Annotated in this window: 20 protein-coding genes; 17 read left to right on the plus strand and 3 right to left on the minus strand. The window is 37.5% G+C overall.

Features of this window, described 5'->3' with window-relative positions:
• Positions 1–118: 118 nt before the first annotated feature.
• From JM84_RS07905 to bshA, 9 genes are all read left to right on the plus strand, one after another.
• Positions 119–1,246 (plus strand): N-acetylmuramoyl-L-alanine amidase, encoded by a 1,128-nt coding sequence (locus tag JM84_RS07905; protein ID WP_013749577.1) that lies wholly within the window; start codon positions 119–121, stop codon positions 1,244–1,246.
• Between the two features lie 67 nt (positions 1,247–1,313).
• On the plus strand, positions 1,314–2,258 hold the full coding sequence (locus tag JM84_RS07910; RefSeq protein WP_013749576.1) for an MlaD family protein: 945 nt from the start codon (positions 1,314–1,316) through the stop codon (positions 2,256–2,258).
• A 25-nt stretch (positions 2,259–2,283) separates the two neighbouring features.
• Positions 2,284–3,630: a (Fe-S)-binding protein gene (locus JM84_RS07915; protein ID WP_013749575.1), complete on the plus strand. Its 1,347-nt coding sequence runs from the start codon at positions 2,284–2,286 to the stop codon at positions 3,628–3,630.
• Positions 3,620–3,961, plus strand: a complete 342-nt coding sequence (locus tag JM84_RS07920) for a hypothetical protein (protein ID WP_013749574.1) — start codon at positions 3,620–3,622, stop codon at positions 3,959–3,961. Before JM84_RS07915 ends, JM84_RS07920 begins: the two co-directional genes overlap by 11 nt.
• Complete coding sequence (locus tag JM84_RS07925) at positions 3,954–4,388, plus strand: phosphoheptose isomerase (RefSeq protein ID WP_013749573.1); 435 nt, start codon at positions 3,954–3,956, stop codon at positions 4,386–4,388. Before JM84_RS07920 ends, JM84_RS07925 begins: the two co-directional genes overlap by 8 nt.
• A gap of 33 nt (positions 4,389–4,421) precedes the next feature.
• The gene (locus JM84_RS07930; RefSeq protein WP_013749572.1) at positions 4,422–5,213 is read left to right on the plus strand and encodes a (Fe-S)-binding protein; all 792 of its coding nucleotides are present in this window, start codon (positions 4,422–4,424) and stop codon (positions 5,211–5,213) included.
• A gap of 70 nt (positions 5,214–5,283) precedes the next feature.
• Positions 5,284–5,778: an ABC transporter ATPase gene (locus tag JM84_RS07935; protein WP_144783561.1), complete on the plus strand. Its 495-nt coding sequence runs from the start codon at positions 5,284–5,286 to the stop codon at positions 5,776–5,778.
• A gap of 147 nt (positions 5,779–5,925) precedes the next feature.
• Positions 5,926–8,847 carry a glycoside hydrolase family 3 N-terminal domain-containing protein gene (locus tag JM84_RS07940; RefSeq protein WP_013749570.1) on the plus strand — a complete coding sequence of 974 codons (2,922 nt, stop codon included), beginning with the start codon at positions 5,926–5,928 and terminating at the stop codon, positions 8,845–8,847.
• A 93-nt stretch (positions 8,848–8,940) separates the two neighbouring features.
• Positions 8,941–10,071 carry an N-acetyl-alpha-D-glucosaminyl L-malate synthase BshA gene (gene bshA / locus JM84_RS07945; RefSeq protein ID WP_013749569.1) on the plus strand — a complete coding sequence of 377 codons (1,131 nt, stop codon included), beginning with the start codon at positions 8,941–8,943 and terminating at the stop codon, positions 10,069–10,071.
• Here bshA and JM84_RS07950 read toward each other — a convergent pair whose 3' ends face one another.
• Positions 10,072–10,566 (minus strand): hypothetical protein, encoded by a 495-nt coding sequence (locus JM84_RS07950; RefSeq protein ID WP_144783564.1) that lies wholly within the window; start codon positions 10,564–10,566, stop codon positions 10,072–10,074. It abuts the gene before it with no gap.
• A gap of 90 nt (positions 10,567–10,656) precedes the next feature.
• Between JM84_RS07950 and JM84_RS07955 the strand changes: the two genes are divergently transcribed.
• On the plus strand, positions 10,657–13,572 hold the full coding sequence (locus tag JM84_RS07955) for an FAD-binding and (Fe-S)-binding domain-containing protein (RefSeq protein ID WP_144783566.1): 2,916 nt from the start codon (positions 10,657–10,659) through the stop codon (positions 13,570–13,572).
• A gap of 27 nt (positions 13,573–13,599) precedes the next feature.
• Here the strand turns inward: JM84_RS07955 and JM84_RS07960 are convergent, their stop codons facing one another.
• On the minus strand, positions 13,600–14,412 hold the full coding sequence (locus tag JM84_RS07960) for a UDP-2,3-diacylglucosamine diphosphatase (RefSeq protein ID WP_144783568.1): 813 nt from the start codon (positions 14,410–14,412) through the stop codon (positions 13,600–13,602).
• 172 nt (positions 14,413–14,584) lie between these two features.
• On the opposite strand from JM84_RS07960, the gene aroC reads away from it, so the two are divergent.
• The 4 genes from aroC to JM84_RS07980 all read left to right on the plus strand — a co-directional run bounded on the left by aroC (position 14,585) and on the right by JM84_RS07980 (position 18,954).
• On the plus strand, positions 14,585–15,649 hold the full coding sequence (aroC, locus tag JM84_RS07965; RefSeq protein ID WP_144783571.1) for a chorismate synthase: 1,065 nt from the start codon (positions 14,585–14,587) through the stop codon (positions 15,647–15,649).
• Between the two features lie 132 nt (positions 15,650–15,781).
• Positions 15,782–17,227 carry a dicarboxylate/amino acid:cation symporter gene (locus JM84_RS07970; RefSeq protein ID WP_013749564.1) on the plus strand — a complete coding sequence of 482 codons (1,446 nt, stop codon included), beginning with the start codon at positions 15,782–15,784 and terminating at the stop codon, positions 17,225–17,227.
• Between the two features lie 119 nt (positions 17,228–17,346).
• Entirely contained in the window at positions 17,347–18,129 is a 783-nt protein-coding gene (locus JM84_RS07975) for a hypothetical protein (protein ID WP_144783574.1), read from the plus strand.
• Positions 18,130–18,135: 6 nt separating this feature from the next.
• Positions 18,136–18,954 carry a lamin tail domain-containing protein gene (locus tag JM84_RS07980; RefSeq protein WP_144783577.1) on the plus strand — a complete coding sequence of 273 codons (819 nt, stop codon included), beginning with the start codon at positions 18,136–18,138 and terminating at the stop codon, positions 18,952–18,954.
• Between the two features lie 20 nt (positions 18,955–18,974).
• Here the strand turns inward: JM84_RS07980 and JM84_RS07985 are convergent, their stop codons facing one another.
• Positions 18,975–19,829 carry a DUF5694 domain-containing protein gene (locus JM84_RS07985; RefSeq protein ID WP_013749561.1) on the minus strand — a complete coding sequence of 285 codons (855 nt, stop codon included), beginning with the start codon at positions 19,827–19,829 and terminating at the stop codon, positions 18,975–18,977.
• A gap of 92 nt (positions 19,830–19,921) precedes the next feature.
• Between JM84_RS07985 and JM84_RS07990 the strand changes: the two genes are divergently transcribed.
• The 3 genes from JM84_RS07990 (at position 19,922) to JM84_RS08000 (ending at position 22,040) form a co-directional block, all read left to right on the plus strand.
• Entirely contained in the window at positions 19,922–20,776 is an 855-nt protein-coding gene (locus JM84_RS07990) for a family 16 glycosylhydrolase (RefSeq protein WP_144783580.1), read from the plus strand.
• Between the two features lie 40 nt (positions 20,777–20,816).
• Positions 20,817–21,503, plus strand: a complete 687-nt coding sequence (locus JM84_RS07995) for an HAD family hydrolase (protein ID WP_144783582.1) — start codon at positions 20,817–20,819, stop codon at positions 21,501–21,503.
• 147 nt (positions 21,504–21,650) lie between these two features.
• Positions 21,651–22,040: an acyl-CoA thioesterase gene (locus tag JM84_RS08000; RefSeq protein ID WP_144783584.1), complete on the plus strand. Its 390-nt coding sequence runs from the start codon at positions 21,651–21,653 to the stop codon at positions 22,038–22,040.
• Positions 22,041–22,107: the final 67 nt, after the last annotated feature.

Here is a 22,107-nt window from a genome sequence, read left to right on the forward strand (position 1 = left end):
TTTTTTCGGCTACAGCCCTAGAAATGCAATTTTGAAAATAACAAGCGTGTAAAGCACGTTACCTATTTACAGAGATCAATTTAATACCTAACGTTCAAAAGAGTCATATTTGATATAAATGATGCGTAAAAAAAACATATTTAATATTTATTTAACAACTACCTTGCTTGTAGTTAGTTGTTTTTCAGGCGCTTTCGCGAAAGCGCAATCCAATAATTCTTCTAAAAAATTTAAAGTCGTTCTTGATGCGGGACATGGAGGAGGCGATAGTGGTAACCGTGGAAACGGATACTATGAGAAAAATATAGCCCTTAATGTCGTCTTGGCATTAGGGAAAGAATTAGAAAAGCAGTCTGATGTCGAAGTAATTTATACCAGGAAAACAGATGTTTTCTTAGAATTATGGGAGCGAGCAGATATTGCAAATAATGCAAATGCAGACCTTTTTATAAGTGTACATTGTAATTCCCACTCCTCACAAGCAAAAGGAACGGAAACTTTTGTACTTGGTATAGACGGTAACGCTAAAAACATGGCTATTGCCAAAAAAGAAAACTCAGTAATCTTACTGGAGGAAAACTATGAGAAGCGATACGCAGGTTTTGATCCTAACAGTCCCGAAACGAGTATAGGTCTTGAGCTTATGCAAGAAGAATACCTAGATCAAAGTATCAACCTAGCAAGCTTTGTAGAAAATGAATTTACAGGGAGCGTAAAGCGCAGCAGTCGTGGTGTGAAGCAAGCTATTTTCTGGGTATTGCACAGATCTGTAATGCCTAGTGTGCTTATAGAAACAGGTTTCCTTACTAATAATGAGGAAGGGAAGTTCTTAAACTCTAGTGCAGGTCAAGATAAAATGGCTAAAGCGATAAGTAAAGCAGTTACTAATTACAAGAAGAGTATACAGATAAATGAGCGTGTAGAGATTGCAGATCATGTAGTGAAAACTCCAAGTGCTCCGGTTACTGCTACTAAGTCTAAGGTAGTAGAGGGCGTAACTTTTAAAGTACAACTGGCAGCGAGTAAACGTAAGCTAGAAACTAAATCTTATAATTTTAAGGGTCTCAAGTCTGTAAGTCGTTCTAAAGATGGTCGTCTATATAAGTATTATTATGGCGCAACCTCAGACTATAACTTAGCTCGCACGCAATTACAAGAAGCAAAAAACAAAGGGTATAAAGAGGCTTTTATCGTATCATTTAATAAGGATAATATAAAGGTGCCCCTCAATCAAGTGTTAAATTAGTCTTATACGTAAGGACTGCCTTTAACAATTGACCTACATTTGTTTTAACCAATAAGCATCTTATTTAATGTCTAAAGAAATAAAAACCGCCATTCTAGTTATCGCAGCATTGCTGCTTGTAATATTTGGCTACAACTATCTAAAAGGCAATAACCTTTTAGATAAAAGCAAAATCCTTTATGCAAAATATGACAATGTAGAAGGACTTGCACCGTCTTCACAGGTAACCATAAACGGATTACCAGTAGGTAGAGTAATGTCTATAGACTTTGCAGATAGTAGCGGTAAACTCGTGGTTAAATTTGTAGTAGAAAAAGATTTTGAATTTTCAAACAATAGCCTCGCGAGAGTATACGGAGGTGGTCTTATAGGTGGTAAATCTTTGGCTATTATTCCTTCTTACGAGAAAGGAAGAAATGCGAAAACGGGGGATACTTTGCCTGGTGAAATGGGCGAAGGAATCATGGAGCTTGTAAATGAGCGTCTAACTCCACTTCAAAATCAAGTTGAAAAAGTAATAGGAGATACAGATTCATTGCTAGTGAATGTGAACTCAGTATTAGATAGAGATACAAGAGCCAACTTAAGGGATGCAATTGCAAACTTTACAGATGCTTCTCGAGAGATGAAAGGAATTTCTAAATCTGTAAATGGGTTGCTGGCTTCTAATCAAGACAAATTAGATCGTACGATTACTAATCTAGATAAAATGAGTGGCAACTTTGCAACTTTATCAGATTCGCTTTCTAAAATTCAAATGGGACAAATGGTTGCAGATTTAGAGAAAACTATAGCAGATTTCCAAGAATTATCTAATAAGTTAAATTCTCCTGAAGGAACCGTAGGTAAACTTTTGAATGATGACCAACTTTACTTAAATTTGGATCGTACAGCAAACCAGATGGGAGATCTTCTACAAGATATGAAGCTTAACCCAAAACGTTATGTACATTTTTCACTCTTCGGGAAAAAACCAGGGGAGTACACTCCGCCTAAAGATTCGTTACAGTAGGCGCGAGCTTAACTAACGAATTTATATGCAATACGTACAAAACATCATTTTTCTCATTGTTCTAGTTTTAGGAGTTGGTTTTTTTGTTAAAAACATCAAGAAACTCCTACGTAATATTAATCTAGGAAAGGACGTAGATCGTTCTGATAACAAACCACAACGCTGGCGGAACATGGCAAAAATTGCCTTGGGCCAGTACAAAATGGTAAAGAGACCAGTTTCTGGGATTTTACACGTAGTTGTTTACGTAGGTTTTATCATTATTAATATCGAAGTCCTCGAGATTATCATAGATGGACTTTTTGGTACTCACAGAATATTTAGTTTTCTAGGCGGACTTTATGATTTCTTAATTGGAAGTTTTGAAATTCTTGCTTTCTTAGTATTAGTTGCCGTAATTATATTCTGGCTACGTCGTAATGTGATGAACATTAAACGATTTATAAGCTCAGATCTTAAAGGATGGCCTAAGGCTGACGGTAATATCATCTTGTATTTTGAAGTGGTATTAATGGGTTTATTTCTCACAATGAACGCCGCAGATTTACAATTGCAATTAATGGGAGCAGACCATTATGCTTCGGCAGATGGAAGCATTACAGGTTCATTCCCAATAAGTAGTTTTATTGCACCACTTTTTGATGGCATGTCAATAAGCTCGATTGTTGTTGTTGAGCGTGCTGCTTGGTGGTTACACATTGTAGGTATTCTAATTTTCTTAAACTACCTATACTATTCTAAGCACTTACATATCTTACTTGCATTTCCAAATACTTGGTATGCTAAGCTTAAACCACAAGGAGAATTTAATAATCTTAAGGCTGTAACAGACGAGGTTATGCTTATGATGGATCCTAATGCAGATCCTTTTGCAGCCCCAGCCGAAGGTGCAGAAGAAGTTGAGGTGGGTAAATTTGGAGCAAGTGATGTGACAGATCTTAACTGGGTACAACTTATGAACTCATATAGCTGTACAGAGTGTGGTCGCTGTACAAGTGAATGTCCTGCAAACCAAACTGGAAAAAAATTGAGCCCTCGTAAAATCATGATGGATACGCGTGACCGTCTTGAGGAAGTAGGTAAAAATATAGATGAAAATAATGGAGTATTTGTGATGGATAACAAGCAGTTGCTTGATGATTATATCACAAAAGAGGAACTTTGGGCCTGTACGACCTGTAATGCTTGTGTGGAGGCGTGTCCTATAGGTATCGATCCTTTAAGCATTATAATTGATATGCGTCGTTACATGGTAATGGAAGAAAGTGCAGCGCCTACAGATTTAAACAACGCGATGACAAATATCGAGAATAATGGAGCGCCATGGCCGTTTAACCAGATGGATAGAGGTAACTGGATTAATGAAGCATAGATATTTTATAATTGTAGGGTTATTGTTGAGTTTCGCTTTTGCGAAAGCGCAATCTTCTACAAAGAATTATAAAATAGATAGCTTACAATTTAAAATGTACACACGTCTTTTTGTAAATGAACAGTTGCAAGTAGATAGCGTCACCGTAAAGAAGATTTTTTGTGATTACTGTAGTGAGTCTCAGATGGCAGTGTTACGTGAAGAAGCAATGAGGCAGTCCCTTGTGGAGCGGTATAATCCAAAGTATAAAAAGCCAGGTGAACACAGATTGGCACTTTATGTAAGATTTAGTAAAAGAGATTTTAAGAATTTAAACGACAACCATGAATAAAGAAGACGTAGACAAGATGTTAAGTGAGAAACTAGAGGATGGTGAACACGTAAGTCCGGTGCTTCCTGAAGGAGTCAAAAATTACTTAATTGACATAGATGGCACCATTACAGAAGATGTTCCTAATGAGGAGCCAGAGCGTATGGGTACATGTGAGCCATTTCCAGATGCGCTTAAAACATTAAATAAATGGCATGATGAAGGTCATATTATTTGCTTCTTTACCTCTAGAACAGAAGAGCACAGAGCGGTTACTACAGAATGGCTTAACCGTCATGGGTTTAAATTCCACAGCTTACTTATGGGGAAACCTAGAGGAGGTAACTATCACTGGGTAGATAATCACTTAGTAAAAGCAACTCGTTACAAAGGGAAGTTTACAGACCTTATCGAGAAGAAAGTAACTATTGAAGTTTTTGAAGATTAATTAAATACCGTTTTTTACACGGAATACAAGAATATGAGCGAGACACTTAAAGTACCCACTATGGCCGAGTATGTGGCGCTAGGAAAACAACCAGAAGTATTATTTTGGGTAGGTTGTGCAGGAAGTTTTGATGATAGAGCAAAGAAGATAACAAAGGCTTTTGCACGTATCTTAAATAAAGCAAATGTAGATTTTGCTGTCTTAGGAGCAGAAGAAAGCTGTACTGGAGATCCAGCAAAACGTGCTGGAAATGAATTTTTATTCCAGATGCAAGCTGTGACCAACATTGAGGTGCTTAATGGATATGAAGTTAAGAAAATAGTAACGGCTTGTCCGCACTGTTTTAATACTCTCAAAAATGAGTACCCATCATTAGGTGGAAATTATGAAGTAGTACACCACACGCAATTTTTAAAGTCATTATTAGACGATGGCCGCCTTACGGTAGAAGGAGGTAAGTTTAAAGGAAAGCGTATCACTTTTCATGATCCTTGTTATTTAGGTCGTGCAAATGGAGTATATGAGGCGCCAAGAGATTTACTACGTAAGCTTGATGTAGAACTTGTAGAAATGCGTAAGTGCAAGACTAACGGACTCTGTTGTGGAGCTGGTGGAGCGCAAATGTTTAAAGAGCCAGAACCAGGAAATAAAGACGTAAACATAGAGCGCACAGAGCAAGCACTCGAAGTAAAGCCTGATATTATTGCTGCTGGATGTCCTTTCTGTAATACTATGATGACAGACGGAATAAAAGGTAAAGAAAAAGAAGGTAGCGTCGAGGTAATGGATGTTGCCGAAATGATAGCATCTGCCGAAGAATTATAAAATTATATTTTTTGAAATATTAGAAAAGCGGATTTCGAAAGAGTCCGCTTTTTTACCTAAATAATAAATTATGCTTGTAGATTTTAATTCACTTTCTGACTCATCAAGAATCTGGTTATATCAATCTGATCAAAAATTTACAGAAGAACAAGTAGCTCAACTAGAGAAAGATATAGCTACTTTTTTAACAAGCTGGACAGCTCACGGAGCAAGCCTAAAGGCTGGTTTTGAGATTAAATATGACCGCTTTATTGTGATAGGTCTTGACCAGTCTGAAGCTGCTGCAACAGGATGCTCAATTGATAGTCAAGTGCGTTTTATCATAGCGCAGCAAGAGGAGCTAGGTGTAGACTTACTAGATAAAATGAATGTGACCTATTATCAGAATGATCGTATTCATTATAAAACATTGCTTGAGTTTAAGAAGATGGTTAAAGATGGTGCGGTAAGTAAAAACACTATAGTTTTCAATAACCTTGTTGCAAATGTAGGTGAGTATAAAACTAATTGGGAAATTCCAGCAATAGATAGCTGGCATTCTCGTTTTCTCAAGAAGGGTAAATAGAAGTAACTTGAAGGTCTTAAGATGTTGTTAAGATTTGCACGCTTTCGCGAAAGCGTACCTCAAACCCTTTACTTTTATATTAGAATGTAATAAGCGCTATCTGGCGTCGTTATTGCAGTCGTTTCTACAACTTAAAATATTGCATTTATGGCGCCTAGACGCATTATCACCATATTATTCTTCTTATTTGTTTCCGTAATTTCTTATGCTCAAGAGCGATACCCGCTCTATGCAAATGACATTATTGCACAGCGTAAATGGGTAGATTCTGTTTATATGCAAATGACGCCAAAGGAACGCGTGGGACAGTTATTTATGGTTGATGTGTTCTCTAGTGATCCTAAGGCTAAAATTGATAAAATTAAAAAGCTTATCAAAGAAGAACACATAGGCGGACTTATATTTTCTAAGGGTGGGCCTATGCGTCAAGCAAAACTCAATAATGAATTTCAAGAACTGGCAAAAACGAAGCTTCTCATAGGGATGGATGCAGAGTGGGGACTTGCGATGAGATTAGATAGTACCTATGCTTTTCCTTGGAATATGACGCTAGGAGCTATACAAGATAATAATATTGTAAGGAAAGTAGGAAAGCGTATAGGAGAGCATTCTAAGCGTTTAGGGGTACATATTAATTTTGCTCCAGTGGTAGATATTAATATCAATCCCGCAAATCCTATTATAGGAAATAGATCTTTTGGCGAAGATAAAATCAACGTTACAGAAAAAGCAATTGCCTTCATGGAAGGAATGCAAGAAGCTGGAGTCTTAGGAAGCGCAAAACACTTCCCAGGTCACGGTGATACAGATAAAGACAGTCATAAAACGCTACCTACGCTTAACTTCACTAAGGAACGTCTGCAGAGTGTAGAGATGTATCCATATAAGCCAATTATTGAGAACGGTATTGCGAGTATTATGGTTGCACACCTTAATGTGCCAGCTCTCGTACCAGAAGTGGGAGTGCCTACAAGTATCTCACCTACTATCGTGACAAAAATGCTTAAGGAAGATTACCGCTTTCACGGTTTGATATTTACAGATGCGTTAAATATGAAAGGCGCTGCAAATTTTAAAGAGCCTGGAGATATTGATCTTGCAGCTTTTGAGGCAGGAAATGATATTTTATTGATAAGTGAAGATGTATCTTCTGCATCTGCCAAAATTATGAAGGCTCTTGAGTCTGGTAAGATTACAGAAGAGAGACTAGCGCACTCGGTAAAGAAAATTTTATATGCTAAGTATAAAGTGGGCTTAAATAAATACAAACCCGTAGTCACAAAATACCTTCTTGATGATCTTAATGCACGTATTGATGACGTGGTTTATAGTGAAGCTATAGAAAACGCAATAACCGTTACTAAGAATAACAATAATGTGCTTCCTGTAGTAAATATAGATCAGAAAAAGATTGCTTATTTAGGCTTAGGTGATGATGATGGATCTGCATTTAAATTCCAACTACGCAAGTATGCGCAGATGGCTGAGATAAAATCAAAAACTCTTGAAGCTGCACAGAAAGAATTAAAAGATTATAATTATGTTATTATAGGTTTTCATAGATCTAATGCAAACCCTTGGAAGTCCTATAAATTTTCGGCAGAAGAGATTAGATGGATTACAGAGATAGCAAAAACTAAAACTGTCGTTTTAGACCTTTTTGTAAGACCTTATGCAATGCTAGATTTGCAAAATAGCTCAGATATTGAGGCTATAATTCACAGTTATCAAAATAGCCAGCTAGCCCAAGAAAAAAGCGCCCAACTTATTTTTGGAGCTATACCTAGTAAAGGAAGGCTACCAGTTTCTCTTGGTAAAACGCCAATAAGGACAGGTTTACAATCTGGAACTTTAAGAAGACTTTCATATGGAATTCCAGAAGAGGTAGGAGTAGATTCAGATACGCTTAATATCAAAATTGATTCCCTTGTAAATCTTGGAATCAAAAGAGCGATGATGCCAGGTGCTCAGGTACTAGTTGCCCGCCGTGGTAAAGTGATTTACGATAAAAGCTTTGGATATCACACCTACAATAAAAAGCGCGCTGTACGTCCAGAAGACATGTATGATGTTGCTTCTATGACAAAAATACTAGCTTCTTTACCTTTATTGATGGAGCTTGAGAGTGAAGGGTCTATTGCATTAGAAAATAAACTAGGCGCTCTTATTCCTGCACTTAAAGGGAGTAATAAAGCAAATATAACACTCAAAGATGCGCTATCACACTATGGTCGTTTTAAGGCATGGATCCCTTTTTATATCAGCACACTAGATTCTGTTACAAAAAAGCCACTTGATGATTATTATAGCACGGCATACTCAGAAAATTATAATATTAAAGTTGCCGAAAAAATGTACCTGCGCACAGGATACGGTGATACTCTAGTAAAGAAAATAGCAGATAGTGATCTTAGGTCTAGGCTTTCTTACAAGTACAGTGACCTTCCTTATTATTTGATGAAAAAATTTCTAGAAGATCACTACAATGATAATCTTGATGAAATTACACGATCACATTTTTATAATGCATTAGGAGCAAATTTTACTGGCTACAGACCATTGCGTAAGTATGCTAAAGATATGATTGTACCATCAGAAAATGACTCTTACTGGCGCAACCAGAAAGTGCAAGGCTATGTACATGACATGGGAGCGGCTATGCAGAGTAATATTGGAGGTCATGCTGGATTATTTTCAAACTCAAATGACGTTGCCAAAATGATGCAAATGTATCTTCAAAATGGTTATTATGGTGGTAAGCGCTATTTTTCAAAAGAGACTATGGATCGCTTTAATACTTGTTATTACTGTGATAATAATGTTAGACGAGGTGTGGGTTTTGATAAGCCACAATTGAGCGGTGGTGGTCCTACCTGTGGTTGTGTGCCTATGACGAGTTTTGGGCACAGTGGTTTTACGGGTACATACACTTGGGCAGATCCAGAAAACGAACTTGTCTATGTGTTTCTATCAAATAGAACATTCCCCACTATGGATAACCGTGCCCTCATAAAATCTGGTTTGAGAACCCAAATTCAAGAAGTCATTTATAATGCTTTAATTGATTAAATTTGAAGTGCTATTTATATACTCGTATTGTAGGTGATATGATGTGAGTGCGCTTTCGCGAAAGCAAAAAAGAAATCTATCAAAAATCCTGTTATGAAAATTGCAATTGTCTGTTACCCAACCTTTGGAGGAAGTGGAGTAGTAGCAACAGAACTAGGAATCGCCCTGTCAAAAAGAGGTCACGAAGTACATTTTGTAACATATAAGCAACCTGTACGCCTAGCTTTATTAAATGACAATATTCATTTTCACGAGGTAAACGTTCCAGATTATCCGCTTTTTCATTATCAGCCATATGAGCTAGCACTTTCTAGTAAGCTGGTAAAAATTATTAAGAAAGAAAAAATTGATATTTTACACGTACACTATGCGATTCCTCACGCATATGCAGGATACATGGCAAAGGAAATGCTCAAGCAAGAAGGAATCCATGTGCCTATGGTAACGACGCTACATGGTACAGATATTACGCTTGTAGGTAGTCACCCATTTTATCGCCCTGCGGTAAGTTTTAGCATCAATAATAGTGATGTTGTAACCTCCGTGTCAGAAAGTTTAAAACAGGATACGCTAAGGCTTTTTGAAATTACTAGAGAGATAGATGTGGTGCCTAATTTTATAGATTTTGGTGCAATAACAGATACTTTTACAGAGTGCCAGCGTGATTTAATGGCAAATGAAGGGGAGCGTATTGTTACGCATGTGAGTAATTTTAGAAAGGTAAAACGCATCTCAGACGTGATTGAGGTGTTCTATCGTTTGCAACTAGAAATTCCTTCTAAGCTACTTATGGTAGGTGAAGGTCCAGAAAGAGAAGCTGCAGAGGAACGCGTAAAAGAACTAGGTATAGAAGATAAAGTACGTTTCTTAGGAAACAGTAATGAAGTAGATAAAATCTTATGTTTTTCTGATTTATTCCTGCTGCCATCTGAAGCAGAAAGCTTCGGACTTGCGGCGCTAGAAGCTATGGTAAATCGTGTCCCTGTGATTTCAAGTAATGCAGGCGGTATTCCAGAAGTAAATGTAGATGGAGTGACCGGTTACTTATCTAACGTCGGTAACATTGCAGATATGGCTCAAAATGCTATCAGAATCTTAGAAGATGATGATACGCTTGCAAAGTTCAAAACAAACGCAAGAAAAGAAGCGGCCAAGTTTGATATACAAAACATTGTGCCGCTTTATGAATCTCTTTATAAGAGAGCTTTAGAAAAAGTCTCTTGATTAAAATAGGTAACGTATTCCTAACGCTACGTCAAATTCTAGATCATCATCAAAGTCATTTAGTATCCCTATTTCTGGTCTAAAATCTAGCGATAATAGTAATGGGATATCAAAACGATACTCAATACCTATATCTCCAGCTGCGTTTACAAAAAACTCATTGTCATCATCGTCAAAGAAAGGAGCGTCGTTATCTACATCAAAAGCACCTACAGCGGCACCTACACCTGCATACCAGTTAAAACCGCCATCGATGTTCCATACCCACTGGTAAATTCCTGTTCCTTTTACTGCGTCAAAGTTGTTTCCTGATCTCCAAGCTAGTCCTAATTCTAGTCTGTTGTTTTCACTTAAAGCTCTTTGGTAATTTACTTCTGTACTGAATCCGTCGTTGTCTCCAATTCTCAATCCTATTGCATTAGGAGAGATTTCTTGAGCATAAATTATTCCACTTAATCCTAGAAAAAGCAGGGCAATAATTAGTGTTTTTTTCATTGTCATTGTTTGTTTGAGTCGGTAAAACTATTAGTAATTATATAGTAATAACGTTAAGAGCTACATAAAGTTTTAGTTACATTTATCTTAATGAAAATGGGTCTTAAAAAATTAGAAAGTCAGTTAGAAGGTGATTTGCATGTAGATCAACTACATAAGATTATCTATGCCACAGATGCCTCTGTATATCGCAAAATTCCGCTTGCTGTTGCATTTCCTAAGACGGTAAATGATATTAAGAAATTATGCGCTTTCGCGAAAGCGCAACACATCACCCTTATCCCAAGAACGGCAGGAACCTCCCTTGCTGGGCAATGTGTGGGCGATGGTATTGTGGTAGATGTGTCTAAGCATTTTACAGAGATTATTCACTTTGATAAAGACAAGCAGCAGGTAACAGTACAACCTGGTGTTATAAGAGACGAACTCAATTTGTTTTTAAAGCCCCATGGTTTGTTTTTTGGGCCAAATACGTCTACTGCAAACAGATGTATGATAGGTGGAATGGTGGGAAATAACTCATCTGGAACCACTAGTATTAAGTACGGTGTTACAAGAGATAAAGTTGTTCGATTAAAGACGGTATTATCTGATGGTAGTGAGGCTATTTTTGAAGAAGTGGATGCAGTTGGCTTTCGCCAAAAATTGAACCTTGACAACTTGGAAGGTTCCATTTACAAAAGAACAAATGATTACTTTTCTCAAAGTATCGTTCGCAATGAGATTAAAGAGCAGTTTCCAAAACCTGAAATCCATCGCCGAAATACGGGTTACGCACTTGATGAAATCGCTAGTACCGCACCATTTGAAGAGCATGGAAAACCTTTTAATTTCTGTAAACTATTATCTGGTAGTGAAGGTACACTTGCATTTACCACAGAGATCACCTTGCAGTTAGATGTGCTACCGCCTGCTTCTGGTGTTATGGTTGCAGGGCATTACAAGGATTTAGATTCATGTTTACAGGCTGTGGTACCCGCCATGAAGCATGATCTTTATACTTGTGAGATGATGGACAAGGTGATCCTAGATTGTACTAAGAACAATCGGGAGCAAGAGAAAAATAGATTTTTTATAGAAGGCGACCCAGCAGCAATATTAATGTTCGAGTTAAGGGATGCTACTCTTGAAGGGGCCATGCAGCAGGCAGAAGAGCTTATAGATAGTTTACAGCAGGATGGGCAAGGATATGCATATCCTATATTACAAGGAGATCAGATTGTACAAGCAATGGATCTGCGCAAAGCTGGTCTTGGCTTGCTTGGGAATATGATAGGTGATAGAAAGGCCGTGGCATGTATAGAAGATACAGCGGTAGCACTAGATGATCTTGCACCATATATAAGTGAATTTACTGCGCTCATGAAAAGACATGAGCAAGATGCCGTGTACTACGCCCACGCTGGTGCGGGAGAAATACATTTACGTCCTATTCTTGATCTCAAAACGTCACAAGATGTAGCACTTTTTAGACAGATAACTACAGATGTAGCGCATCTGGTTAAAAAATACAATGGTTCTATGAGCGGCGAGCATGGAGATGGCATCGTGCGAGCAGAGTTTATCTCTATGATGGTAGGTGATGAGAATTATGAGGTAATGAAAGCTGTAAAAAAAGCTTTTGACCCTCATCAAGTATTTAATGCTGGAAAAGTAATCGATGCTTTCCCGATGGACGAAAGCTTGAGGTATGAAGTAGATCGCAAAGAGCCAGCGGTAGAGACACTCATGAATTTTGAGGATAACCAAGGAATTCTAAGACTTGCCGAAAAATGTAATGGAAGCGGCAATTGTAGAAAATTACCAAGCGCAGGAGGTGCGATGTGCCCTAGTTACAGAGCAACAAGAGACGAGAAGGATACAACAAGAGCAAGAGCAAATGCCTTAAGGGAGTTTCTTACTACATCAAATAAGTCTAATAAATATGATCATACAGAGTTAAAGGAGGTCTTTGACCTTTGCTTAAGCTGTAAAGCCTGTGCTAGTGAGTGCCCTAGTAATGTGGATGTAGCTACATTAAAAGCTGAGTTTGAGTATCAATATCAGAAAGCTAACGGGAGCAGTCTTCGTACTAAATTATTTGCAAATACCACTAAAATCAATAAGCTAGGAGCATTTTCTCCTAAAATATATAATACGCTACTTAGGATAACTGCAGGGATAGCAAAAGCTAGCTTGGGAATAGCACATGAGCGAAGTCTACCTTTATTAAATGTATTTTCAGATCCTGCAGATGTATCTGGAAAAGCTAATTTTAGTGTAAATCAGAAATTGAACAGCGCGATAAAGGTTATTTTATATATTGATGAATTCACTCAGTTTCTAGATGGAAATATTGGTCAAGATGCTTTAACGCTGTTACGTCGCCTTGGTTATGAGGTGGAAGTAGTGATAAACCATGATAGTGGGCGCTCTTACATTTCAAAAGGATTTCTTGAGGAAGCAAAGACACTGGCAAATAAGAATATTGCACTATTCAAGGATTTAGCAGAAGACACTGTAATTCTAGGTATTGAACCTTCGGCTATTTTGTCATTTAGAGATGAGTATCTAAGGCTTGCAGATGATGTGGAGGTTGCCCAAAAGCTTTCGGTACAATCATTTTTAATTGAAGAGTTTTTACATAGTGAAATCAAACGAGGTGTTATTACCTCCGAGCAATTTTCGGCGAAAGCCAAAAAACTAAAAATACATGGTCACTGTCACCAGAAAGCACTTTCCTCTGTGTCACATACGTTTGCCATTCTTAATCTTCCTTTAAATTATACTCCTACTATTATACCTTCTGGTTGTTGTGGGATGGCAGGTAGTTTTGGGTATGAAAAAGAGCATTATGAGCTGAGTATGAAAGTAGGCGAGCAAACGCTATTTCCTGCGATAAGAAAAGCAGATGGTGAGACTATTATTGTAGCCAATGGTACAAGCTGTAGGCATCAGATTAAAGACGGTACAGCACGAGTCGCTGTGCATCCTGTAACCGTGTTACGCGATGCGCTTTTAGAGTAGTAATTAATGGTACGTGGCTATTGAGTATTAATTAAGAATATCTGGTTTGAACATTCTGGGCTCTAGGAGAATTTTTGAGCTGTTATGCGATTTTTTAGGCTGGATTTCTCTGTAGTAGTTGAGACTCCATTTACGGTTATGGTACTCTAGATAGCTCAAGTTTTCAATCCAGTCGCCGCTATTTAGGTAAAGTGTGCTTCCTTTCGGAGTGTTTACTTGTTGTTTTGCTGGTTGATGTATATGACCACAGATAACGTAATCAAAATTATTTTCGATAGCAAGATCTGTTGCTGTTGTTTCAAAATCATTGATAAACTTCACTGCTCCTTTTACACTGTTTTTGATCTTTTTTGAGAGAGAATACTTTTCTCTTCCCGTACTTACGAGCCATTTGTTGAGGAGTCTATTAAATAGAATTAAAAAATCATAACCCCATCCGCCTAGTTTTGCAATCCACTTAGTGTGCTGTATAGAAACATCAAAAACATCACCATGAAAAAACCAAGCTTTTTTACCATCTAGATTAAGCACAAGCTTATCGATAAGGTGAATATTTCCCATAGTAGCATCACTAAATTTTCTAAGCATCTCATCATGATTACCTGTGATGTAATACACGTGAGTTCCCTTAGAAGCAAGTGTGATTATTTTTTTAATGACTTTGAGATGCTCTTTAGGGAAGAAACGTTTTCTAAACTGCCAGATGTCAATGATATCACCGTTTAAGATGAGTATTTCTGGTGTGATAGAATTTAAATATTGGCAGACTTCTGCAGCATGGCAGCCGTAAGTGCCTAGATGAATGTCTGATAGTACAGCAATTTCTACGGGTCTTTTCACCGAGATTGTTTTGCTTGTAAGATCTTTAGATTTTAAGAGAGGATGGTAAAGTAGATGTTAAGAAGTATAAAAGTTATAGTTATTTAATAGAGACCAAGTTAATTAATCATTAAGTGAGTTTTTAGCTTTTGATTATGGCCTTTTCAATTTACATTTGTTAAAAACACATACGATGGCAGGTAATACGTACGGAACTATATTTAAGGTCACAACTTTTGGTGAATCACATGGTAAGGCTATAGGTGGAATTATAGATGGATGTCCTGCCGGTTTGAGTATTGACTTTGATGCGATTCAACATGATTTAGATCGTCGTAAGCCTGGTCAATCTAAGATTGTAACACAACGTAAGGAGCCAGATACCGTAGATTTCTTATCAGGAATTTTTGAGGATAAAACAACGGGAACGCCTATTGGGTTTCAGATTGTTAATACTAATCAGAAATCTAAGGATTACGGACATATTAAAGATACTTACAGACCTAGTCACGCAGATTATACATATGACAAGAAGTACGGTAACCGTGATTACCGTGGCGGAGGAAGATCTTCGGCTAGAGAAACTGCCAGTCGCGTTGTAGCTGGAGCTATTGCAAAACAATTTTTGAAGGGCATATCCTTTCACGCATTTACAAGTGCTGTGGGAGATTTATCTATGGATACACCATATCAAGATCTTGACTTTAGCGAGATTGAAAAAAATGATGTTAGGTGTGCAGATGCCGCTTTCGCGAAAGCGTGTGAAGAAAAAATTAAAGAAATAAAAAAACAAGGTGACACCATAGGAGGTGTTATTACTTGTGTAATACAAAATGTGCCAGTAGGTCTTGGAGAGCCAGTTTTTGATAAACTTCATGCAGAGCTAGGAAAAGCAATGCTATCAATAAATGCTGTAAAAGGGTTTGAATATGGAAGCGGTTTTGAAGGGGCGACTATGAAAGGCAGTGATCATAACGATCATTTTAATACAGACGGAACTACTAAAACTAACCTGAGTGGCGGTGTTCAAGGAGGTATTTCTAACGGAATGGACATTTACTTCAAGGTGGCATTTAAGCCAGTTGCAACTGTAATGCAAAAGCAAGAAACTATAAATGCCGCTGGGGAAGTAGTGGAAATGCAAGGAAAGGGAAGGCACGATCCGTGTGTAGTACCTCGTGCAGTACCTATTGTAGAGGCGATGGCAGCACTTGTTATTGCAGATTTTGTACTACGAGATAAATCTATTAGATTGTAGAAATAAAATTGCGAGGAATGGTAAGTAGTAAAGCTGTTTGCCTCCGAGGGATTTATAGTATTTTGAAATAAATTTAAACATCACATTTTCAACTCACTAGTTGGGTTTTCATTCAAGAAGGAACTACTACCTATGAAAAAATTAGCACTACACTGGAAGATTATTATTGGATTAATTTTAGGTGTGGTTTGGGCACTAGTGTCTTCTTCGGTAGGATTAAGTGATTTTACGATTAATTGGATTGCTCCTTTTGGAACTATTTTTATCAACCTTTTAAAGCTTATTGCAGTTCCTTTAGTTCTGTTTTCTATCATAGCTGGAGTTGCTGGTATAGGTGATCCTTCTAGTCTAGGTAGAATGGGTGGAAAAACACTTCTAGCTTACCTCATCACAACATTACTAGCTGTAGGATTAGGGCTAACACTTGTAAATATTGTAAAACCTGGTGCCCTTGTAGATCAAGAGAGTCGTATAGATAATAGAATAAGCTATGAGCTATGGGCTCAAGAACAAGGTGTAGAAATTAAGGATGGCGTAAATTATTTACAAGATCCTCAATTTATGGAACGCGCAGGACGTGTAAATGAACTCGTAAAATCTAAAGGAGAAGATGCTACTGTTGCAGAAAAAATGAAAACTGCAAATGCGACTAAAGACGCTGGTCCTTTACAGCCTCTTATTGATCTTGTGCCTCAAAACTTCTTTAAAGCACTTACTGATAATGGTTTAATGTTGCAAATTATCTTCTTTGCCATATTTTTTGGGATTAGCTTGTTGTTTATTCCTAAAGAAAAGTCTGGACCAGTCATTAAACTAGTAGATAGTGTGATGGAGGTCTTTTTAAAGATGGTAGATTTTGTGATGCAAGCTTCCCCATTTTTCGTGTTTGCATTATTAGCGGGTGTCATAAGTAAGATGGCAGGTGACGATATAGGTAAGGTGGTTGAAATATTTAAAGGACTTTCATGGTACTCACTTACAGTGTTCTTAGGCTTAATGCTTATGGTATTTGTGATGTACCCACTTATTATTAAAATCTTTGTGCGTACTATTCCTTATAAAGGCTTTTTTAAAGCAATGGGACTTGCACAAACTACAGCTTTCTCTACCTCAAGTAGCGCTGCGACACTTCCTGTAACGATGGAGTGTGTGGAGGATAATCTAGGAGTAGATAAGAAAATAACAAGTTTTGTACTCCCTATAGGTGCTACAGTAAATATGGATGGTACCGTTTTATACCAAGCTGTAGCAGTTGTTTTTCTGGCACAACTTCACATGATTGATCTTACGATAGGGCAACAACTTACAATCGTGCTCACGGCGACACTAGCCTCTATAGGATCTGCAGCGGTACCTAGTGCTGGACTTGTGATGCTAATTATTGTTCTAGGTTCTGTAGATTTAAATCCAGCTTGGATTGCGATTATCTTTCCTGTAGACCGTATTCTTGATATGTGTAGAACGGTGGTAAATGTTACAGGAGATGCAACGGTTTCTTCTATTATTGCAAAAACGGAAGGAATGCTCAATTATGATGATACAGTAAATCCAGACGACGCCTTTAATCCTGAAAAATAGGTAGTTAGCCGAAAATTACATGTAATTATATTTTGTAAGATAAATCTTCATTACTTTCATAATCCCAAACTACTACATTGTAAATTAATTGCTTAGCTATGATGTTTAAAATCATAGTTATGAAAGTCTTTATGTTTTCTTTGTTGCTACTAGCAACTACATTTTCGTATGCCCAAGTTGGTATAGGAACCACTACACCCTCTGATGCTGCTATGCTCGAAATTAGTGGTGTTACTACAGCTGGTGCTTATAAAGGGTTTATACCTCCTAGAGTAGCAACTACGGCAAATCAAGTAAGTATTGCACCTACTACTACAGATATAGGCCTAATGGTTTTTGTAGAAGAAACTGGCTGTTTAGACTTTTGGACAGGCACAGCATGGGAAAGTATTTATTGCTCTGGAGGACCCTCAGACATTTGGATCAATGAATTTCATTATACAAATAGTGGGACAGATGTAAATCAGTTCATAGAAATTGCAGGGCCTGCAGGTTTAGATATCTCGGGTTATTACTTGGTGAGATATCGTGCGGATACTGGACAACCCTATGGTGATATTCTAACGCTCTCAGGCACTATAGATGATGAAGAAAATGGCTTCGGAGCGGTTTCTGTAGATGCTAGCAATTTAAGAAATGACACTAGTGGCTTTGCGCTAGTAGGTCCGGATGGTAAAGTGATACAGTTTTTGAGTTATGAAGGAACTATCACAGCTACTGGTGGACCAGCAAACGGACTTACATCAATTAATGTAGGTGTAGTAGAGAACACAAGTACAACAGCAACACAATCTATACATCTTACTGGATCAGGTAATTCTTTTATAGATTTTGCTTGGAGTATAAGTGCCGCAGGTCAAAGCACAGCAGGTGTAAAGAATGTAGGGCAAACTTTTAATTAGAAGATTATGAGTTTTTCAAAAAAGTGTTTGTGTGTAATTGGAGTGATTTTCTATTCATTTGTTGTAGTAGGCCAAGTAGGAGTAGGGACAAGAAACCCCTCAGAAAAGTCGATGCTTGAAGTAAGTAGTCAGGTAGATGGTGCGGGAGCTTATTTAGGTTTTATGCCACCACGAATTCCATCTGATGCAGCTAGGGATGGTATACCAACAACTATAGCAGATAAAGGTATGATGGTCTATGTAGAAGCTACTGGATGTATTGATATTTTTAATGGAGAATTTTGGGGACATATAAAATGTGCTTCAGAGATTCCTGCAAGAACAGATATTTGGATAAATGAAATACATTATGACAATGCAGGAGTAGACGCTGGTGAATTTATAGAAGTCGCTGGTATTGCAGGATTAGATATAAATGGATATTCTGTGGTGTTGTATAATGGGAATAATACCTCTCCATATAACACTATGTCTCTCTCGGGGCTTATAGCTAACGATACGGGAAATGGTTTTGGCTTTATAGTCATTAATTATCCACCTGGTGGAATTCAAAACGGCGGACCATCTCCTGATGGTATCGCACTTGTAAATCCTGCTGGTAAACTCATTCAGTTTTTAAGTTATGAAGGTGCGTTTACTGCGACGGCTGGAGTGGCAGCGGGAATAACTTCTATAGATATAGGAGTAGAAGAAGAGGGTACAAACCCCGCAGGCGAATCTCTACAACTTACCGGTGGGCCAGGTAATATGTATGCTAATTTTAGCTGGACAACTTCTGCGACTAGTACTCCTGGAGCATCAAATAATAGTCAGAGTTTCAATTAGGAGTTATATAGTGTTTACACCTATAAACTATCAAATTCTATGTATTCAAATTCTGGAGAGGCTTCATAAAGATGTCTAAGTATCGATGCATGACCATTACCTATTATTACCAAAACCCTATCATTATTATCATTAGTGATTTTCTGGATGTTGTTAAAGATTCTAAGATTACGATCATACCACCAAGTAGCAAGGTGATCTGCTCCTTGACCATCGCCAGTTTCAAAAGAACCTGTTAAGTACAAACCATAATTAAAATTATGAGCGGCTCTCGTATTCATTCTTTTAAAATAATCGAGGAGTGGTAATTCCTTCGTAAGTCTATCATCTTGCTCAAAAGATTTTTCGGCCATTTTCCAGTATGGATCAGATACTTCCCAATCTATCTTTCCAAAAAGCTCTTTAAAAGTAATAGAATCTCTTTCCCATAGTTCGCTTCGCATATTTCCAGCATCCACGGGATATAAAGAGTCTATAGATAACTCTTGCGCAATACGCATGGCAAGCTGGTAGCGCTCATCGCGCTCATTATTTTTGAGTCCTTTCTTGTAATCTTTAAATTTCTCGTTCGTGTTCCACTCAGGAAAAGCTTCTATAGCAATTTTAGTAGGATTAAAGCGCTTTATATAGTTGACTAGCGCTGTTACTTCAGATTTTTTAGGCTCTGTAAGAATATCTATTTTATCACTTTCGGCAGTTTTGACTTCATCGAGGCCAGGATAATCAAAATGAAATGTACCCACTACAAGTACCTTAGCCCTTTCTTGGTTATAGAAAGAGTCATAGCTAGCAACAGACGGATTTTCAGAGATTTTTGGCTCGACTTGTGCACAAGAAGCCATTAAAATTATACATAATAGAATAACGTATTTCATGGTGTGGTTGTTTACTCATATTGACCCATTACATTTATGATTGTTACACTTATATTGTATTTTTAAACTTTACAAATTCACACCCTATTATCATGAAAAATAGCATCCTTCTAATATTTCTTTTTACAGCTATTGTGAGCTGTAAAGAAACAAATCAAAACAACAATGACTTAGAGAGTAATGTTGAACAAGTAGAATCATCTTCTCAAGAAGCAACAGAAACTAAAAAGTTAAAGTGGAGCGAAGAGTTTAACGGTACAACTGTAGATACCTCGCAGTGGAATTACAAAACAGGTGCTACTGGGTGGGGAAATGACGAATTACAAAATTATACAGATGGGAATAATGTTGAGGTGGCAGACGGGTCTCTCAAAATTATAGTAAAGAAAGAGGGCGAAGGTCAAAAAGTAGGTGATTATACTTCTGCTAGAATTACTAGTACTCAGAAAGTGCAATACGGTCACGTAGCCATCAGAGCAAAGATGCCAGATTATAAAGGAAAAGGTATCTGGCCTGCCCTATGGATGCTAGGTGCAGATATTACAGAGATAGGATGGCCACAGTGTGGTGAGATTGATGTGATGGAGTACGTAAGTAAGAATCCAGATCAAGTATTACAAACCATACACAGCGTTGCAAATAACCACTCTAATGGAACCCAAATTTCAACAGATTTTATTGCGCTTCCTACTATTGAAGAGGAATTTCACATTTATGGATTGCTGTGGAAAGAAGATCAACTTCAATTTTACATAGACAGCCCAGATAACATCACGCTTACCATAGATCGTCCAGAAGATTATAATAATGAAAACTGGCCTTTTATGAAGGAGTACTATTTTATACTCAATATTGCCGTAGGAGGTAATCTTGGAGGTGAGGTAGACGACCTTATTTTTCCAGCAGCAATGGAAGTAGATTATGTACGTGTTTACGAATTAGACTAAGAGATTTACGCTTTCGCAAAAGCGTGCTTAAAATAATACCATGAACAACATTCATACAATTGCTTTTGATGCAGATGATACCTTATGGGTCAATGAAACTTTCTTTCGTGATGCCGAAGATGAGGTATGTAAATTATTGAGTCCTTACATTGACTATGAGTCGTGCCAAAAACGACTTTTTGAAATGGAAATGCGCAATCTCTCTCTTTACGGATACGGGATAAAGCCCTTTACATTATCACTAATTGAATGTGCGCAAGAAGTTTCTGAGGGGAAGGTGACTAATGAGATTATTGCAAGCATTATAGATATAGGTAAAGAAATGCTTAACGCTCCGGTAGATCTTATTGTTGGTATTGAAGAGGTGCTAGAGCAGCTATCTGATAAGTATAAACTTGTAGTGGCTACTAAGGGAGATCTTCTCGATCAAGAGCGTAAACTTGAAAAATCTGGACTTTCAAAATATTTTCATCATATAGAAGTAATGTCAGACAAGCAGCCAGCAAATTATCTCAAGCTTGTAAAACACCTTGATATAGACCCAACATCTTTTCTTATGATAGGTAATTCATTAAAGTCTGATGTGCTGCCAGTCTTAGAAATAGGAGGTCATGCATTTCATATTCCTTTCCATACTACATGGGCGCATGAGCAGGTAGATATAGAGATTACTCACGAGCGTTTCAAGTCTTTTGGAATGTCCAGCGAGATTCTTAAGCATTTATAATGTCAATTTTATGGTAGCCATTTCATAAATACTGTTCATATTTATGAAGATTATTGATGATCTGGTAAAATGAGTTTTTTAAGTACGCTTTCGCGAAAGCGTGACACATCTTTTTACTAACTTTAAATAAATCTCAACCTAGATATTATGAATTTTCACACACGTAAATGGATAAAACCTGAAGACTTAAATCCTAATGGAACACTCTTTGGCGGAAGGCTCTTAGAATGGATTGATGAAGAAGCGGCGCTTTATGCCATCATCCAACTAGAAAATCCTAGGACGGTTACAAAGTACATGAGTGAGATAGACTTTCGCTCTAGTGCCAAAATAGGTGATATTATTGAGATAGGGATTGAAGCTACTGCTTTTGGTACAGCATCACTCACATTGAGATGCGAGGTGCGCAATAAGATGACTAGAGAGATTATCATAAGCATTGAGCGTATTGTAATGGTAGGTCTAGATGAAGATGGAAAAGCCCTAGCGCATGGTAAAAAGCAAATAGAATTTGTAAAAGATAGACTGGACAAATAGCGAGTGATAAACACTAATGTTAATACGACCGTATTCTGTTAATGTTATCTAAAATTAATCTTGCTCA

The organism is Dokdonia sp. Hel_I_63 (assembly GCF_007827285.1).
Lineage (GTDB): Bacteria > Bacteroidota > Bacteroidia > Flavobacteriales > Flavobacteriaceae > Dokdonia.

Coding starts and splice junctions, on each gene's coding strand:
- JM84_RS07905 (WP_013749577.1), top strand. CDS start 119: ATGATGCGTAAAAAAAACATATTTAATATTTATTTAACAACTACCTTG.
- JM84_RS07910 (WP_013749576.1), top strand. CDS start 1,314: ATGTCTAAAGAAATAAAAACCGCCATTCTAGTTATCGCAGCATTGCTG.
- JM84_RS07915 (WP_013749575.1), top strand. CDS start 2,284: ATGCAATACGTACAAAACATCATTTTTCTCATTGTTCTAGTTTTAGGA.
- JM84_RS07920 (WP_013749574.1), top strand. CDS start 3,620: ATGAAGCATAGATATTTTATAATTGTAGGGTTATTGTTGAGTTTCGCT.
- JM84_RS07925 (WP_013749573.1), top strand. CDS start 3,954: ATGAATAAAGAAGACGTAGACAAGATGTTAAGTGAGAAACTAGAGGAT.
- JM84_RS07930 (WP_013749572.1), top strand. CDS start 4,422: ATGAGCGAGACACTTAAAGTACCCACTATGGCCGAGTATGTGGCGCTA.
- JM84_RS07935 (WP_144783561.1), top strand. CDS start 5,284: ATGCTTGTAGATTTTAATTCACTTTCTGACTCATCAAGAATCTGGTTA.
- JM84_RS07940 (WP_013749570.1), top strand. CDS start 5,926: ATGGCGCCTAGACGCATTATCACCATATTATTCTTCTTATTTGTTTCC.
- bshA (WP_013749569.1), top strand. CDS start 8,941: ATGAAAATTGCAATTGTCTGTTACCCAACCTTTGGAGGAAGTGGAGTA.
- JM84_RS07950 (WP_144783564.1), bottom strand. CDS start 10,566: ATGAAAAAAACACTAATTATTGCCCTGCTTTTTCTAGGATTAAGTGGA.
- JM84_RS07955 (WP_144783566.1), top strand. CDS start 10,657: ATGAAAATGGGTCTTAAAAAATTAGAAAGTCAGTTAGAAGGTGATTTG.
- aroC (WP_144783571.1), top strand. CDS start 14,585: ATGGCAGGTAATACGTACGGAACTATATTTAAGGTCACAACTTTTGGT.
- JM84_RS07970 (WP_013749564.1), top strand. CDS start 15,782: ATGAAAAAATTAGCACTACACTGGAAGATTATTATTGGATTAATTTTA.
- JM84_RS07975 (WP_144783574.1), top strand. CDS start 17,347: ATGAAAGTCTTTATGTTTTCTTTGTTGCTACTAGCAACTACATTTTCG.
- JM84_RS07980 (WP_144783577.1), top strand. CDS start 18,136: ATGAGTTTTTCAAAAAAGTGTTTGTGTGTAATTGGAGTGATTTTCTAT.
- JM84_RS07985 (WP_013749561.1), bottom strand. CDS start 19,829: ATGAAATACGTTATTCTATTATGTATAATTTTAATGGCTTCTTGTGCA.
- JM84_RS07990 (WP_144783580.1), top strand. CDS start 19,922: ATGAAAAATAGCATCCTTCTAATATTTCTTTTTACAGCTATTGTGAGC.
- JM84_RS07995 (WP_144783582.1), top strand. CDS start 20,817: ATGAACAACATTCATACAATTGCTTTTGATGCAGATGATACCTTATGG.
- JM84_RS08000 (WP_144783584.1), top strand. CDS start 21,651: ATGAATTTTCACACACGTAAATGGATAAAACCTGAAGACTTAAATCCT.